Below are 13,258 nucleotides of genomic sequence, written 5' to 3'. Positions count from 1 at the left end.
CCGCCATCAAGCGCATTTCCGCACACGAACTGGCGCCCGACAGCGATCTCGGCTCGCGGCTGGTGACGCAAGGCGTCGGCACGCTTGCCCTTGGCGAAGTGGCGCGCGCGCTGGACAATGGCCTTGCCGTCGCCGAAGATTTTCGCCGGCGGGGGCTTATTGCCGGGTCGGCGCTGTTTCTCGGCGGCGAGATCCGCATCAGTGGCTCGGTTGCGCTGGCCGCGCCCAACGAAACTTCGAGGGAGGAAGTTGCCCATGCCTGAGTTTCCGATCCGCAAGATCGCGGTTCTGACCGAAGAGATCTTTCACGAGGGCGGGCCGGTGGCCAAGGTGCCGCGCCGCCGTGCCGCCGCCATGGCGCTGGTAAAGAACCCGTTCGCCGGGCGCTATGTCGAGGAGCTGCAGAGCGCCATGGACGATCTCAAGCCGCTCGGCCTGCTGCTCGCCGACCGGCTGATCGCGGCGCTCGGCGGCGACGTCAAGCAGATCGACGGCTACGGCAAAGGCGCCATTGTCGGCACCGCAGGTGAGCTGGAACACGGCGCGCTCTGGCATGTGCCCGGCGGCTACGCCATGCGCGAGCGGCTCGGCGACGCCAAGGCGATCGTGCCGTCGGCCAAGAAGGTCGGCGCTTTCGGTTCGAAGCTCGACGTGCCGCTCGGCCACATCAACGCCGCCTATGTGCGCAGCCATTTCGACGCCATGGAAGTCGGCATGTCCGATGGTCCGCGCCCCGACGAGATCCTGTTCTGCCTCGCCATGACTTGTGGCCCGCGCATCCACGATCGCATGGGTGGTCTCGCGGCCGATGACATCAAAGCCTGGGATGGGCTGCGGTGAGCGGCGAGGACAATCTGCTCAAGCTGGTCGAGGTCGAGGCGCCGGACGACCAGGGTTACCTGCTGCAGGAGCAGGTCGGCTTCATCCTGCGCAAGGCGCATCAGCGCCATGTCGCGATCTTTGCCGCGCATATCGGCGATCTGACGCCGCCGCAATTCGCGGCGTTGGCCAAGCTGCGTGACGTCGGCGAGACCTCGCAGAACCAGCTCGGCACGCTGATCGCTATGGATGCGGCGACGGTGAAGGGCGTCATCGACCGGCTGAAGGCGCGCGGCCTGGTCGAGCTTTCCAGGCACGAGGTCGACAAAAGACGGCTGCTGGTCAATCTGACCGCGGCAGGCCGCGATGCCATCGAGCGCCTGATCCCGCCGGCGCGCGAGATCACAAAGGAGACGCTGGCGCCGCTCTCGGCCAAGGAGATCGCCACCTTCATGAAGCTGCTGGTGAAGCTGGCTTAGACCCGCCGGGCGCCAAAGGAGGCACCCGGCAGGAAGTTTGCCTCAGAGGCCGTTGTCCTTCAGCACCTGGGCGGCGTTTTCCTTGGTGATCTTCTCGGTTGGTAGGGTAATGGTCTTTTCGACTTTCTCGCCGTTGAGGAACTTGATCGCCTGGCGCAGGCCTTCGGCACCGGGAGTGACATAGGTGAAGGTCGCCGTCAGCTCGCCCTTGTTCACCATCTGCACGCCTTCATTGGGCAGGCCGTCGATACCAATGAACTTGATGTCCTTCTCGCGGCCAACATCCTTGGCGGCGAGATAGGCGCCATAGGCCATCGGGTCGTTGTGGCCGTAGACGAGATCGATCTTCTCGTTGCTCTTCAGCGCGTTGGCCATCAGATTGTAGGCCTGGTCCTGCTTCCAGTCGCCCGATTGCTGGTCGAGCAGATATTTGATGCCCGGCTCCTTGTCGGTGAATTCGTGAAAGCCGTCATGGCGGTCATGCGCCGGCTGGGTGCCCATGCCGCCCCAGATCTCGACGACGTTGCCTGCAGCCTTGCCCTTGCCGCCCAGCAGTTCGACGGCATATTCGCCGGCCGCGCGGCCGATCAGCGCGTTGTCGCCGCCGACGAACTGCGTGTAGTCCTTGGTGTCGACATTGCGGTCGAGCACGAAGACCGGGATCTTGGCGTCGATCGCCTGCTGCACGACGCCGGTCAGGCCGGCCGATTCCTTCGGTGACACCAACAGCGCATCGACCTCCTGGCGGATCAGGTTCTCGACATCGGCGACCTGCTTTTCGGTCTTGTCCTCGCCGTCGGTGATGATCAGCTCGACCTCGGGGTGCTTGGCGGCTTCGGCCAGGATGTCCTTGTTGAACTGCGCGCGCCAGGGCTCGATGGTCGTCACCTGCGAGAAGCCGATCTTCCACTTCTTGTCCTGGGCATAGGCATTGCCGGTGGTCAGCAGCGCGGTGGTGGTCAGCAGTGCCGCGGTCACGGCGGCAAGCTTCAGCATGTCACGTCGTTTCATTTTTTGTTTCCTCCGAGATTGAGAGACGGTGTCTCTTGCGACGGCCGCTTTGCCGCGGCCGTTTCCTTGTGCGCCGATTGCCCGCCGGGCAGGCGCAGATAGGCCAGGAGATCACCGGCATTGCGCTCCTGCACGAGCACGGTGCCGATGATGATCATCCCCTTCAGCACCAGCTGAAGGTTCGAATTGATGTTGTGGAGCTGCAGGATGTTGGAGAGCAGACCGAAGATCAGCACGCCGCAGAACGTGCCGATGAGGCTGCCGCGCCCGCCCATCAGGCTGGTGCCGCCTATGACCACAGCGGCAATGGCGTCGAGCTCCAGCCCGGCGCCGGCATCCGGCTTGCCTTGCCGGTACTGCGCGACATAGAGCACGGCGGCAATGCCGGCGAGCAGCCCGGAGACGGCATAGGTGGCGATCTTGACGCGGCCGGCGGCGATGCCGGAGAGGCGCGCCGCCTCCTCGTTGCCGCCGATGGCATAGACATAGCGGCCGAACGGCGTGAAGCGCAGCACCGCGCCGTAGATCACGATGGCGCCGAGGAAGAACAGGCCCGGCATCGGGATGATGCCGAACACCAGCGAGCGCAGGATCTCGAAATCGGCGGTGGCGTTGGAGCCGGTATAGACCGGCAGCACCGCATTGTTCTGGCCGGCGGTCAGCCGTGCGATGCCGAGCGCCGTCACCATCATAGCCAGGGTGACGATGAAGGGCTGCAGCCGTCCGGCAACGATGATGAAGCCGTTGAGCGCGCCGAACAGCAAACCAACGCACGGCGCCACCAGCAGCACGCCGAGCACGCCGAATTTCGGCTCGATCTGCGGCAGCAGAAACCACAGCGACAGGCAGCACAAGACCACGCCGACGACGGCGGGCGTGATCAGGCCGCGAATCCCGTCCAGCCTGATCTCGCGGACGAGATCGGCGCCGGCACGGGACTTTGCCAGGTTCTGGAAGATGAAGCGGGTGACGACGAAACCGAGGCAAAGCGCCACCAGCGCGACGGTCGGCACGCCCAGCACGACGCCCGGCGTCACGCCTGGGACCGTCAGCAGCATGGCACAGACCACCGAGCAGATGGCCATCAGCGAGCCGACGGAGAGATCGATGCCGCCGGTGATGATGACAGCCGTCATGCCGGTGGCGATCAGCCCGGTGGTCGAGACCTGGCGCAGCACGTCGAGCAGGTTGCCGTAGGAGAGGAAGATGTTGTTGCCCTTGGAACTCATCGGCGAGCCCAGCACGCCGATCAGGAAGATGGCGATCAGGCCCCAATAGAGCTTGGTACGGGACAGGAGTTTCAGGGCAGTCATGCGGCTGGTCTCGATATGGTCCTGCGCGGGGCGGCGAGACGCATGATGGCCTCCTCGCTGGCCGCATCGCGGGAAAGAATGCCTGTCTGGCGGCCATCGGCCATCACCAGGATGCGGTCGGAGAGATGCAAAAGCTCCGGCAGTTCGGAGCTGATGACGGCGATGGCCAGTCCATCGCGCGCCAGCTTGAAGATCAGGTCGTAGATCTCGCGTTTGGCGCCGACATCGATGCCGCGCGTCGGCTCGTCCAGCAACAGCACCCTTGGCCTGGTCGCCAGCCACTTGCCGATGACGACCTTCTGCTGGTTGCCGCCGGACAGCGTGCCGGCAGGCTGGTCGATGTCCCGGCAGCGGATGCCGAGCGCCTTGACCGCCTGCCGCGCCAGCCCCTGCTCGGAGGCCAGCGAGCGGATGCCGAAGCGGGCCAGCGACCCGACCAGCGGCAGCGCGACATTGTCTGCGATCGAAGCCTGCAGATGCAGGCCTTGCGTCTTGCGGTCCTCGGTGACCAGTGCAATGCCCAGCCGCCTTGCGTCGCGGGGCGAACGGATATCCACAGGCCGGCCGTCGACCTGGATTTCGCCACCGGTGCGGCCATCGCTCGAGCCGAAGATCGCCTCCAGGATCTCGGTTCGGCCCGAACCCAGCAGCCCGCCAATGCCGAGGATCTCTCCGGCGGCAAGATCGAAGCCAACGCCGTCGATCACCGTGCGCCAGCCATGCGCATCGGGCTTCGACAGCGACAGGTTTTCGACCGAAAGCACAATGTTGCCGCCGGAGTGGCGCTCTTCCTGGGAGGAAGCGAGCAGGTTGCGTCCGACCATCGCCGAAATGATCGCATCTTCGTCCAGCCTGGCCATCGGCTCGGTCAGTACATGGCGCCCGTCGCGAAACACGGTGACGCGGCTGGCCAGATGCATGACCTCGTCGATGCGGTGCGAGATGTAGACGATGGCGACACCGCTCTCGGCAAGCTGGCGGATGATGCGGAACAGCCGCTGGCATTCGGCCGGCGACAGCGCCGAGGTCGGCTCGTCCATGATCAGGATGCGTGCCGACATCGACAGCGCCTTGGCGATCTCGACCAGCTGCTGCTCGCCGACACGCAGGGTACCGACGCGGGCTTGCGGATCGAGCTCGATGCCGAGCCGCTGCAACAAAGCGCCCGCCGCGCGGCTGCTTGCCTTGCGGTCGACAATCAGCCCGGCGATCAGCTTCTCGCGGCCAAGGAAGATGTTGTCGGCGACGCTGAGTTCGGGCACCAGGTTGAGCTCCTGATGAATGATGGCAATGCCGGCATCCTCGGCGTCGCGTACGCCAGCAAAATTGACAGGGTGGCCATCGACGCTGACCGTGCCTTCATAGCCGGTGTAGACGCCGGAGAGGATCTTCATCAGCGTCGACTTGCCGGCGCCGTTCTCGCCCATCAAGGCATGAACCTCGCCGCGCCGCAGCTCGAAGCCGACATCGACCAGGGCGGCGATGCCGCCGAAGCTCTTGGAAATATGCTCGGCGCTCAGAACGGTGTCCGACCGATCGGCAGCGCCGTGCTGCGGGGAAAGGGAACTGCTCTCTCGCATGACAATGGCGGCCTCCCTTCCGTCCTCGTCAACTTCCCGCAAACGCTAATCTAAACGTTTCGATCATGTCAAGCTGATATGAGGTGCCGCATGTTTACTGCATTTCGATTCTTGCTAAAAAGGACAGGATTCCGTACGTATTGGCCGGCAAGGGTGGCGAAACGTTTCGAAAATGACAGCATCAGGGCAAAAAAAACACCGGAAATCCACCGCGCCCACCATGCTTCATGTGGCTGAAGCGGCGCGTGTTTCTGTCGCCACCGTTTCGGCGCTGATCAACGGCACGGCGACGGTCAGTCCGGAGCTTAGCCAGCGCATCGAACAGGCGATCCGCGATATCGGCTACAAGCGCAACGCGATCGCCCGCAGCCTGAAGATGGGCACGACCCGCACGATCGGACTGACCGTGCCGCACATCACCAACCCATTCTTCACCGATGTCGTCTCGGTCATCCAGCAGGCCTTCGACCGGGCCGGCTATGCCGTCATGCTGTGCTGCACGGACGAGGATTTGAACACCCAGGACGATCAGATCAAGCTGCTGCTCGATCGCATGGTCGACGGGCTGATCGTGGCGCGCGTCGGCGACGGCGCGATCCTCAAGCGGATCGTCGACGACGCCAACATGCCGGTGGTGCTGCTCGATCGTATCTGCAAAGGCGTCGACACCGATGCCGTGGTGCTGGACAACCAGCGCGCGGTGTTCGACGCCATCACCTATCTGATCAATCTCGGCCACCGGCGCATCGGTTACATCACCGGCACGTCGGACATTTCGCCGATGCATGACCGCATGGCGGGATATCGCGAGGCGCTTCACGCCGCCGGCCTGCCGATCGCGGAGGAGCTGATCCGCTTCGGCAATTTTCATGAGATCGACGGCTACAACGCGACCATGCAGATGCTGTCCTCGCACGATCGGCCAAGCGCGATCTTCTCGGCCAACAACCCGATGGTGATCGGCACCATGAAGGCGATCCGCGACATCGGCCTGTCCTGCCCGGAAGACATTTCGGTTGCCTGCTTCGACGACTTTCCATGGTCCGACGTGTTTCAGCCGCAGCTGACCACCGTCGCGCAGCCGGTGCAGGCGATCGGCGAACAAGCGGCCAATCTGCTTCTCGACCGTCTCGCCGGCAACAGGGACGCGCCGCCGCGCAAGCTTTTGCTCAAGGGTCGGCTGATGATCCGCAATTCCTGTCGCCCGCTCGGGGCGATTGCGCAGAGCGTGAGCGCGTAGTCTTTCGCCCAGCGTATATTCCTGTCAGGACTTGTCAGGCCGCCTGCGACAGCGATTTGTGCGCCTCGGCCAGGATCTCGAACGACCGTACCCGCGCCGCATGATCAAAAATCTGCGCGGTGACCATCAGCTCGTCGGCACCGGTGCGGCGCACGAAGGCATCGATGCCTTGCCGCACCGTTTCCGGGGAGCCGACGACGGCGCAGGACAATGCCTGGCCGAGCATGGTCTTTGCCATCGGATCGAGATCGCGGTCATAGTTCTCGACAGGTGGCGGCAGCCGGCCGGCACGGCCGGTGCGCAGATTGACGAAAGCCTGTTGCAGCGAGGTGAACAGCAAACGAGCCTCGGCATCGGTGGGCGCGGCAAAGACGTTGAGGCCAAGCATGACATGCGGTTTGTCGAGCTGCTCGGAGGGCTGGAAGCGCGAGCGGTAGACATCCAGGGCGTGATCCAGATCCGCCGGCGCGAAATGCGAGGCGAAGGCATAGGGCAGGCCGAGCATGGCGGCAAGCTGCGCGCCGTAGAGGCTGGAGCCGAGGATCCAGACCGGCACGCCCTGGCCTTCGCCGGGCACGGCACGGATGCGCTGGCCTTCCTCGGCCGGCTGGAAATAGCCCATCAACTCGACGACATCCTGCGGGAAATTGTCGACCCCGGCCTCGAGATTGCGGCGCAAGGCGCGGGCGGTACCCATGTCGGTGCCGGGCGCCCGGCCGATGCCGAGATCGATGCGGCCCGGATGCAATGCGGCCAGCGTGCCGAACTGCTCGGCAATCACCAGCGGCGAATGGTTGGGCAGCATGATGCCGCCGGCGCCGACACGAATGGTCTTGGTGCCGCCGGCGACATGGGCAATGACGACGGCTGTGGCGGCACTGGCAATACCCGGCATGTTGTGATGCTCGGCCAGCCAGAAACGCTTGTAGCCCAGGCGCTCGGCATGGCGAGCAAGATCGAGCGAATTGGCCAGCGACTGCGAGGCATCGCTGCCTTCGACGATCGGCGACAGGTCGAGAACGGAAAGGTCGGTCATGGGTGGGATCCTGTGTCAGGACCGCATGTAGGAAGCATCCGGCGGCGCCGCAAATTCAAAAATATTGATCAGCCTTTGACAGCTTCGGGGTCGGCGATGTCGTCCTCCTCGACGACAACCGCGTGCTGCGCGGCGAGAAAATTGCCGACATGGCTGAGCCCATCGAAATGATCGCAGAACACCTTGATGACGACCAGCAGCGGCACCGCCATCAGGGCGCCGACGAAACCCCACAGCCATGACCAGAAGGCGATGGCGATGAAGATCGCCACGGCGTTGATCTCGAGGCGCCTGCCGACCACCATCGGCGTCACGAACTGGCCTTCGACGATGTCGCACAAGATCACGAAGGCCGGCGCCAGAAGCGCGTAGAAGATGGTATCGAAGCTGATCAACGCCATGACCGTGACAAGCACGATGGTGATCAGTGCTCCGACATAGGGCAGGAAGTTGAGCAGGGCGGCAGCGACGCCCCAGACCAGCGGATTGGGCACGCCGAGCGCCCAAAGACCGAGAGCGATGACCGTGCCGAGGCCGGCATTGATGATCGTGACGGTGAGCAGATAGTGCGAGATTTCGCGTTCGACGTCATAGACGACGCGCAGCGCCCGTTTCTTTTCGCTGAGGCTGGCGAAGGACTGGATGATCTTTTCATAAAACATCGTGCCGGAGGCGAGCAGGAACAGCGACAGCACGAAGATGATGGTGAGGCCTGTTCCCGCCGACAGGATGTTGCTGGCGGCCGCCGACAGGATGCCGGACTGCGCTACCGCCACCTTCTGAATGCCCGACTCCTGCGAGGTCTCGGTCAGCTGTTCGATCTGATGCGAAATCTGCATGATCTTCTCGAGCGGCTGTCGCAATTGCGCCAACCGTTCGGTGAGCTTCTGGCCGATCGACGAGGTGTTGTTGATAAGATCGATGATCGGGCCACTGAGCAGATAGCCGGCGGTGGCGAACACACAAAGGGACAACAGCACCAGAAGGGTTGCCGAGATCACTTCCGGGATACCGTGCTTGCGCAGCAGTCGGACGATCGGCGTCAGCGTCAGCGCCAGCAGGAAAGCCAGAAGCACTGGCATGAAAAAGGCGCGGGCGAAGTAGAGCGCGTAGATGGCCATGAACAGAAAGATGCCGATCAGCAACGAGCGCATCAGACGCGTGTCGGCGCGAGCCGCGACGCGCGAATCCGGTTCATCGGAAATGTCCTGACCCCAGGCTGTGGGTTCGGTTTTCATGGTCACCCCCTCAAGCCGGCGCCCCTTCGCACGGCAATCGCCTCCATGAAACGCAGAGTTACTGGCGAGGGTTCCATGAGCCGGCTTCGGGATTGAGGCCGCTCGCGCCGGCTCCGGGTCAGGCTGCCGGCGACGTGACGGCTGTGGCGGGCTTGGCTGTTTCCTTGCGAACGATCGGCGCCACCCTGGTGCCGTAGAGTTCGATCGCCTTCATGATCTTGGCATGCGGCATGGTGCCGATCGCCATCTGCAGCAGGAAGCGGTCATTGCCGAAGATCTTGTGCTGGGCGACGATCTTTTCAGCCACTTGCTCGGGACTGCCGACGAACAGGGCGCCTGTGGGGCCGCGCGACTGGTCGAAATGCGCCCGCGAGGTCGGACCCCAGCCGCGCTCGCGGCCGATGCGATTCATCACTTCCGCCTGCGGGCCGTAGAAATCGTCCGCCGCCTGCTCGGTCGTCTCGGCGATGAAGCCGTGCACGTTGATGCTGGTGGCGAGGCCCGCCGGATCACTGCCGGCGCGCTTGGCGGCTTCGCGATAGAGATCGAACAGCGGCGCGAAACGCGCCGGCTCGCCGCCAATGATGGCGAGCGCCAGCGGCAGGCCGAGCGCGCCAGCGCGGGCGGCAGACTGTGGCGTGCCGCCAATCGCGATCCAGACCGGTAGCCTGTCCTGGAAGGGCCGGGGATAAACGCCGCGATCGTTGATCGGCGCACGCAGATTGCCCGACCAGGTGACCTTCACGCTGTCGCGGATGGCAAGCAGCAGATCGAGTTTTTCGGCGAACAGCTCGTCATAATCCTCGAGGTTGAAACCGAACAGCGGGAAGGATTCGATGAACGAGCCGCGCCCGGCCATGATCTCGGCGCGGCCGCCCGACAGAAGATCGAGCGTGGCAAATTGCTGGAAAACGCGCACCGGGTCATCGGAAGACAGAACGGTGACCGCGCTGGTCAGCTTGATGCGCTTCGAACGCTCGGCCGCCGCGGCCAGGGCCACGACCGGTGCGGAGGCGGCATAGTCGGGCCGATGATGCTCGCCGAGGCCGAAGACGTCGAGGCCGACCTGGTCGGCCAGCTCGATCTCCTCGATCAGGTTGCGCAGCCGCTCATGCGGGCCGATGGCACCGGGGCCCGGCTGCGGGCTGACGTCGGCGAATGTGTAGAGACCGAGTTCCATTTGATGTCATCCTGGTGTTGGGTTTTCGGGCTAGACGTAGCGACGCCTCAGCCGCGCCGCCAGTGGGGCGGACGGTGAACAGTGCATGTCGGTTTCGGCTCTATCTCTTCGTCGCCATTCCGGACGGAAAACCGCTTCACACTTTTCCTGGAATTGCTCCAAAGGCGTCTCCCGAGTGCAACAGCCGACAATTTCATGGCTGCCATGCCGTTTTGGCGCTTGAACTCTCGGTTTTCGCGCGTATGTAAGCGTCGCGAATTGACTTCAGGGAAGTGGACTTGGCTATCTACAGGGAAAAAGACGTTTTCGAGCGGCGCAATGCCGCAAACGAGGCAAAGAAGGCGCTCCTCGAGCGCTTCAAGGCAAAGCCGGCGGCGGATGATCCCGCAGTGCTGGCGCGGCAGGCTGAACGCAAGGCTATCCTTGCGGCCCGCGAAATCCGCGAGGCCGAAAAGGCCCGGCTGAAGCAGGAGAAGCTGGCACGCGAAGCGGTCGAGAAGGCCGAGCGCGAGGCAGCAGCCGAAGCGGCACGTATCGCCGCCGAGGAAGCTGCACAGGCCGAGGCCAAGATTCGGGAATCCGAAGAGAACGAGCGCATCGCCCGTCTTCTGGCCGACGAAGCCGAACGCAAGGCCAAGCGTGACGCGCGTTATGCGGCACGCAAGCAGCGTACCGGCAGGACGCCTCCGGGCTTCTCCGCCCGCTAGCTCTCGGCTACGGAGCAATCTGCTTCGAGAATCAGGGTCGCCTCGCAGCGGCCCTGAACGTGTTTGTCCCATGCATGTCGCCCTGGTCCCGGCTCTGGGAGGACGACATGCGCAAACCAAGAGACCTAAGCGTTACCGTCAGGCGGCGAACTTCAGCCCCATGATGCCGCAGACGATGAGCGCGATGCAGGCCAGCCTGATCGCGGTGGCCGGTTCGCCGAGCAGCCAGATGCCGAGCAGTGCCGTACCGACGGTGCCGATGCCGGTCCACACCGCATAGGCGGTGCCGACGGGCAGCGCCTTCAGCGCCAGGCCGAGCAGAGTGAGGCTGACGACCATCGAGGCAACGGTCAGCACGGTCGGCACCAGCTTCGAGAAGCCATCGGTGTATTTGAGGCCGATTGCCCAGCCGATCTCGAACAAGCCAGCGAAAAAGAGAAGAATCCACGACATCGACAACGCTCCATCAGAGCATCGGACCGAAAAGTGACTTCGGCGTCCGACGATCAGTCAAACAATGGCGGGTCGTCCCGTCCGGATTTGGGGAAGTGCGAGGTCGTCCCCGCCACGCCAATATAGGAATTTCGGGCGCTCGAGCAACAGCGACCGGCAACAAGTGTCGCCGGCCGTAATCTTATTGCGAAGTGGATCGCCGGACCTACTTGTCCTTGAGCTTCATCGCCTTGACCGGCGGCGCCTTCAGCGCCGGAGCCGGAGCGGGCTTCTTGGCGTCCTTCTTCGGCTTGCGGGCTTCCTTGCCTGCCTTCATCGCACCTTTAGCCATGATTCGTTCCTCCTGATGTGAGAAGCCAAGTGAAACAAGAGAACCGCCCGACCGCAAGGGGTTAGCGACTGTTGCCGCCGACAGCGGATCGCTTTCAACCGGTTTCTAGAGCAATTCACCGTTTCGCGGAAACAGTGAATTGCTCTAACTCTTTGTTTTGACGCAATTCCGGATGGAAAACCGCTTCACACTTTTCCTGGAATTGCTCTAATTTGCTCGTAAACCATGGCGGTCCGTGCCATGGTCATTTTCGCACTGCAGCATCGACCCGAGCTTCGCCGGGCGATCGTCAGGCAGGCCGTCAGGACGACAATGCGAATCCACATCGGCTGCGAGATGAGCTTCGACTTTCCGCAGGAAACGCCGCTCATCGCGATGCTGAATGTGCACTATTCGCGGGCCTCCGATCTCGAGCGGCCGGATTTCCTGATCTCCAATCCACCGGTGCCGATCGAAAGCTATCGCGACAGTTTCGGCAATTGGTGCAACCGGCTTGTCGCGCCGCCCGGGCGCTTCACCTTCGGCACCGACGCGGTGATCCGCGACCCCGGCACCTTCGAGATGGGCGACCTGATGGCCTGGCAGCACGAGGTGCGCGACCTGCCGGCGGACACATTGCTGTTCCTGCTGCCCAGCCGTTTTTGCGAAAGCGACCTTCTGGCTGACGAGGCGTGGCGGCTGTTCGGCAACACGCCGCTGGGTATTCCGCGCGTGCAGGCGGTCTGCGACTTCGTCCACAGCCACATCGTCTTCAACTACGGCAATGCACGGCCGACGCGCACCGCGGCGGAAGCCTATCGTGAACGGAGCGGCGTGTGCCGCGACTACGCGCATCTCGCCGTCACCTTCTGCCGGGCGCTCAACATCCCAACGCGCTATTGCACCGGCTACATCAGCGACATCGGTATGCCGAAGCCATGGGCAAGCATGGATTTCTGCGCCTGGGTGGAAGTCTATCTCGGCGGCCGCTGGCATGTCTTCGACCCGCGCAACAATGCACCGCGCATCGGCCGCATCCTGATCGCCTCCGGCCGCGACGCCGCCGACGTGCCGCTGACCCATATTTTCGGCCCGGGAACGCTTGCCGGCTTCAAGGTGTGGACCAGCGAGATCATCGAGTAGTCGCCGTTTTCCATAGACCGATCTCTCATGGCCGCTGCCGTGGACGACCCGACATTCGCGCGGTGTGATGCCTGTGGAGCTTTAGCGGCCTGGCCGCTAGACTGCGCCTTGAACGGGGGCAAATGCCATGGCCGGGCACGGCGGCTCAAAAAAGGTGATCTACGCGGCGCTCGCCGGCAATCTCGCCATCGCGCTGACCAAGTTCGCCGCCGCCGCCTTTACCGGCAGTTCGGCGATGCTGTCGGAGGGCGTCCATTCGCTGGTCGATACCGGCAATGGCGGCCTGCTGCTCTACGGCATGCACCGCGCCGCTCGCCCGGCCGATCGCACGCATCCGCTCGGCCACGGCCGCGAACTCTACTTCTGGAGCTTCATCGTCGCGCTCCTCGTCTTCGCGCTGGGCGCCGGCGTGTCGTTCTACGAAGGCGCGGTCCATATCATGGCGCCGGAGCCGGTCGCCAACGCCAAGGTAAACTATATTGTTCTGGGCCTTTCCTTCCTGTTCGAAGGCAGTTCGTGGTGGGTGGCGCTGAAGGAGTTTCGCCGGCAGAAGGGCAGGCAAGGCTGGCTGCAGGCCGTGCAGTCGAGCAAGGATCCGAGCGTCTACACCGTGCTGTTCGAGGACAGTGCGGCACTTCTCGGCCTGATCGTCGCTTTCGCCGGCATATTGGCGGCGGAACTGCTGGAGATGCCGGAGCTCGACGGCGCCGCCTCTATCGGCATCGGGCTGATCCTTGGCGCAACCGCGA

Annotated in this window: 14 protein-coding genes and 1 pseudogene; 7 read left to right on the top strand and 8 right to left on the bottom strand. The window is 63.7% G+C overall.

Annotated features, from left to right (window positions below; all coding sequences use genetic code 11):
* The 3 genes and pseudogenes from EN991_RS06795 to EN991_RS06785 all read left to right on the top strand — a co-directional run.
* Positions 1-263, top strand: a pseudogene (locus EN991_RS06795) (UPF0280 family protein); the annotation flags it as partial.
* The gene (locus tag EN991_RS06790; protein WP_024502071.1) at positions 256-840 is read left to right on the top strand and encodes an amino acid synthesis family protein; all 585 of its coding nucleotides are present in this window, start codon (positions 256-258) and stop codon (positions 838-840) included. The pseudogene EN991_RS06795 and the gene EN991_RS06790, both read left to right, overlap by 8 nt.
* Complete coding sequence (locus EN991_RS06785) at positions 837-1,298, top strand: MarR family transcriptional regulator (RefSeq protein ID WP_127368433.1); 462 nt, start codon at positions 837-839, stop codon at positions 1,296-1,298. The genes EN991_RS06790 and EN991_RS06785 overlap by 4 nt, the downstream gene beginning before the upstream one ends.
* A 42-nt stretch (positions 1,299-1,340) precedes the next feature.
* Here the strand turns inward: EN991_RS06785 and EN991_RS06780 are convergent, their stop codons facing one another.
* Genes EN991_RS06780 through EN991_RS06770 form a run of 3 tightly spaced genes read right to left on the bottom strand, consistent with a single transcriptional unit; the run spans position 1,341 to position 5,202 of the window.
* The gene (locus EN991_RS06780) at positions 1,341-2,309 is read right to left on the bottom strand and encodes a substrate-binding domain-containing protein (protein ID WP_013528455.1); all 969 of its coding nucleotides are present in this window, start codon (positions 2,307-2,309) and stop codon (positions 1,341-1,343) included.
* Positions 2,306-3,622 (bottom strand): ABC transporter permease, encoded by a 1,317-nt coding sequence (locus EN991_RS06775; RefSeq protein ID WP_013528456.1) that lies wholly within the window; start codon positions 3,620-3,622, stop codon positions 2,306-2,308. Before EN991_RS06775 ends, EN991_RS06780 begins: the two co-directional genes overlap by 4 nt.
* The gene (locus EN991_RS06770; protein ID WP_127368432.1) at positions 3,619-5,202 is read right to left on the bottom strand and encodes a sugar ABC transporter ATP-binding protein; all 1,584 of its coding nucleotides are present in this window, start codon (positions 5,200-5,202) and stop codon (positions 3,619-3,621) included. Before EN991_RS06770 ends, EN991_RS06775 begins: the two co-directional genes overlap by 4 nt.
* Before the next feature lie 220 nt (positions 5,203-5,422).
* Here EN991_RS06770 and EN991_RS06765 point away from each other — a divergent pair, with 220 nt between their 5' ends.
* Complete coding sequence (locus EN991_RS06765) at positions 5,423-6,442, top strand: LacI family DNA-binding transcriptional regulator (RefSeq protein WP_127368431.1); 1,020 nt, start codon at positions 5,423-5,425, stop codon at positions 6,440-6,442.
* Between the two features lie 34 nt (positions 6,443-6,476).
* Here EN991_RS06765 and EN991_RS06760 read toward each other — a convergent pair whose 3' ends face one another.
* The 3 genes from EN991_RS06760 to EN991_RS06750 all read right to left on the bottom strand — a co-directional run bounded on the left by EN991_RS06760 (position 6,477) and on the right by EN991_RS06750 (position 9,896).
* Complete coding sequence (locus EN991_RS06760; RefSeq protein WP_013528459.1) at positions 6,477-7,478, bottom strand: LLM class flavin-dependent oxidoreductase; 1,002 nt, start codon at positions 7,476-7,478, stop codon at positions 6,477-6,479.
* Positions 7,479-7,546: 68 nt separating this feature from the next.
* Positions 7,547-8,716 (bottom strand): AI-2E family transporter, encoded by a 1,170-nt coding sequence (locus tag EN991_RS06755; RefSeq protein ID WP_127368430.1) that lies wholly within the window; start codon positions 8,714-8,716, stop codon positions 7,547-7,549.
* A 118-nt stretch (positions 8,717-8,834) separates the two neighbouring features.
* Positions 8,835-9,896 carry an LLM class flavin-dependent oxidoreductase gene (locus EN991_RS06750; protein ID WP_013528461.1) on the bottom strand — a complete coding sequence of 354 codons (1,062 nt, stop codon included), beginning with the start codon at positions 9,894-9,896 and terminating at the stop codon, positions 8,835-8,837.
* Positions 9,897-10,174: 278 nt separating this feature from the next.
* Between EN991_RS06750 and EN991_RS06745 the strand changes: the two genes are divergently transcribed.
* Positions 10,175-10,603, top strand: coding sequence for a DUF6481 family protein (locus tag EN991_RS06745; RefSeq protein WP_013528462.1), 429 nt, complete (start codon positions 10,175-10,177; stop codon positions 10,601-10,603).
* A 138-nt stretch (positions 10,604-10,741) separates the two neighbouring features.
* Here the strand turns inward: EN991_RS06745 and sugE are convergent, their stop codons facing one another.
* Together sugE and EN991_RS41640 are read right to left on the bottom strand one after the other, a co-directional pair.
* Complete coding sequence (gene sugE, locus EN991_RS06740; protein WP_013528463.1) at positions 10,742-11,056, bottom strand: quaternary ammonium compound efflux SMR transporter SugE; 315 nt, start codon at positions 11,054-11,056, stop codon at positions 10,742-10,744.
* 205 nt (positions 11,057-11,261) lie between these two features.
* Positions 11,262-11,387 carry a hypothetical protein gene (locus EN991_RS41640; protein ID WP_013528464.1) on the bottom strand — a complete coding sequence of 42 codons (126 nt, stop codon included), beginning with the start codon at positions 11,385-11,387 and terminating at the stop codon, positions 11,262-11,264.
* Between the two features lie 312 nt (positions 11,388-11,699).
* Here EN991_RS41640 and EN991_RS06730 point away from each other — a divergent pair, with 312 nt between their 5' ends.
* Positions 11,700-12,509, top strand: coding sequence for a transglutaminase family protein (locus EN991_RS06730; RefSeq protein ID WP_127368434.1), 810 nt, complete (start codon positions 11,700-11,702; stop codon positions 12,507-12,509).
* 127 nt (positions 12,510-12,636) lie between these two features.
* On the top strand, positions 12,637-13,258 hold a 622-nt coding region (locus EN991_RS06725; RefSeq protein ID WP_127368429.1), incomplete at its 3' end, for a cation diffusion facilitator family transporter.

It is taken from the genome of Mesorhizobium sp. M7A.F.Ca.US.005.03.2.1, assembly GCF_003997795.1.
GTDB classification, from domain to species: domain Bacteria; phylum Pseudomonadota; class Alphaproteobacteria; order Rhizobiales; family Rhizobiaceae; genus Mesorhizobium; species Mesorhizobium ciceri.
Note: the sequence above shows the minus strand (reverse complement) of the source record. Positions and strands in the feature narration are given on the sequence as shown.

Excerpts from the sequence above, each read along its gene's own strand:
- EN991_RS06780 (WP_013528455.1), bottom strand. The coding sequence starts at position 2,309 with ATGAAACGACGTGACATGCTGAAGCTTGCCGCCGTGACCGCGGCACTG.
- EN991_RS06775 (WP_013528456.1), bottom strand. The coding sequence starts at position 3,622 with ATGACTGCCCTGAAACTCCTGTCCCGTACCAAGCTCTATTGGGGCCTG.
- EN991_RS06765 (WP_127368431.1), top strand. The coding sequence starts at position 5,423 with ATGCTTCATGTGGCTGAAGCGGCGCGTGTTTCTGTCGCCACCGTTTCG.
- EN991_RS06790 (WP_024502071.1), top strand. The coding sequence starts at position 256 with ATGCCTGAGTTTCCGATCCGCAAGATCGCGGTTCTGACCGAAGAGATC.
- sugE (WP_013528463.1), bottom strand. The coding sequence starts at position 11,056 with ATGTCGTGGATTCTTCTCTTTTTCGCTGGCTTGTTCGAGATCGGCTGG.
- EN991_RS06770 (WP_127368432.1), bottom strand. The coding sequence starts at position 5,202 with ATGCGAGAGAGCAGTTCCCTTTCCCCGCAGCACGGCGCTGCCGATCGG.
- EN991_RS06760 (WP_013528459.1), bottom strand. The coding sequence starts at position 7,478 with ATGACCGACCTTTCCGTTCTCGACCTGTCGCCGATCGTCGAAGGCAGC.
- EN991_RS41640 (WP_013528464.1), bottom strand. The coding sequence starts at position 11,387 with ATGGCTAAAGGTGCGATGAAGGCAGGCAAGGAAGCCCGCAAGCCGAAG.
- EN991_RS06755 (WP_127368430.1), bottom strand. The coding sequence starts at position 8,716 with ATGAAAACCGAACCCACAGCCTGGGGTCAGGACATTTCCGATGAACCG.
- EN991_RS06750 (WP_013528461.1), bottom strand. The coding sequence starts at position 9,896 with ATGGAACTCGGTCTCTACACATTCGCCGACGTCAGCCCGCAGCCGGGC.
- EN991_RS06730 (WP_127368434.1), top strand. The coding sequence starts at position 11,700 with ATGCGAATCCACATCGGCTGCGAGATGAGCTTCGACTTTCCGCAGGAA.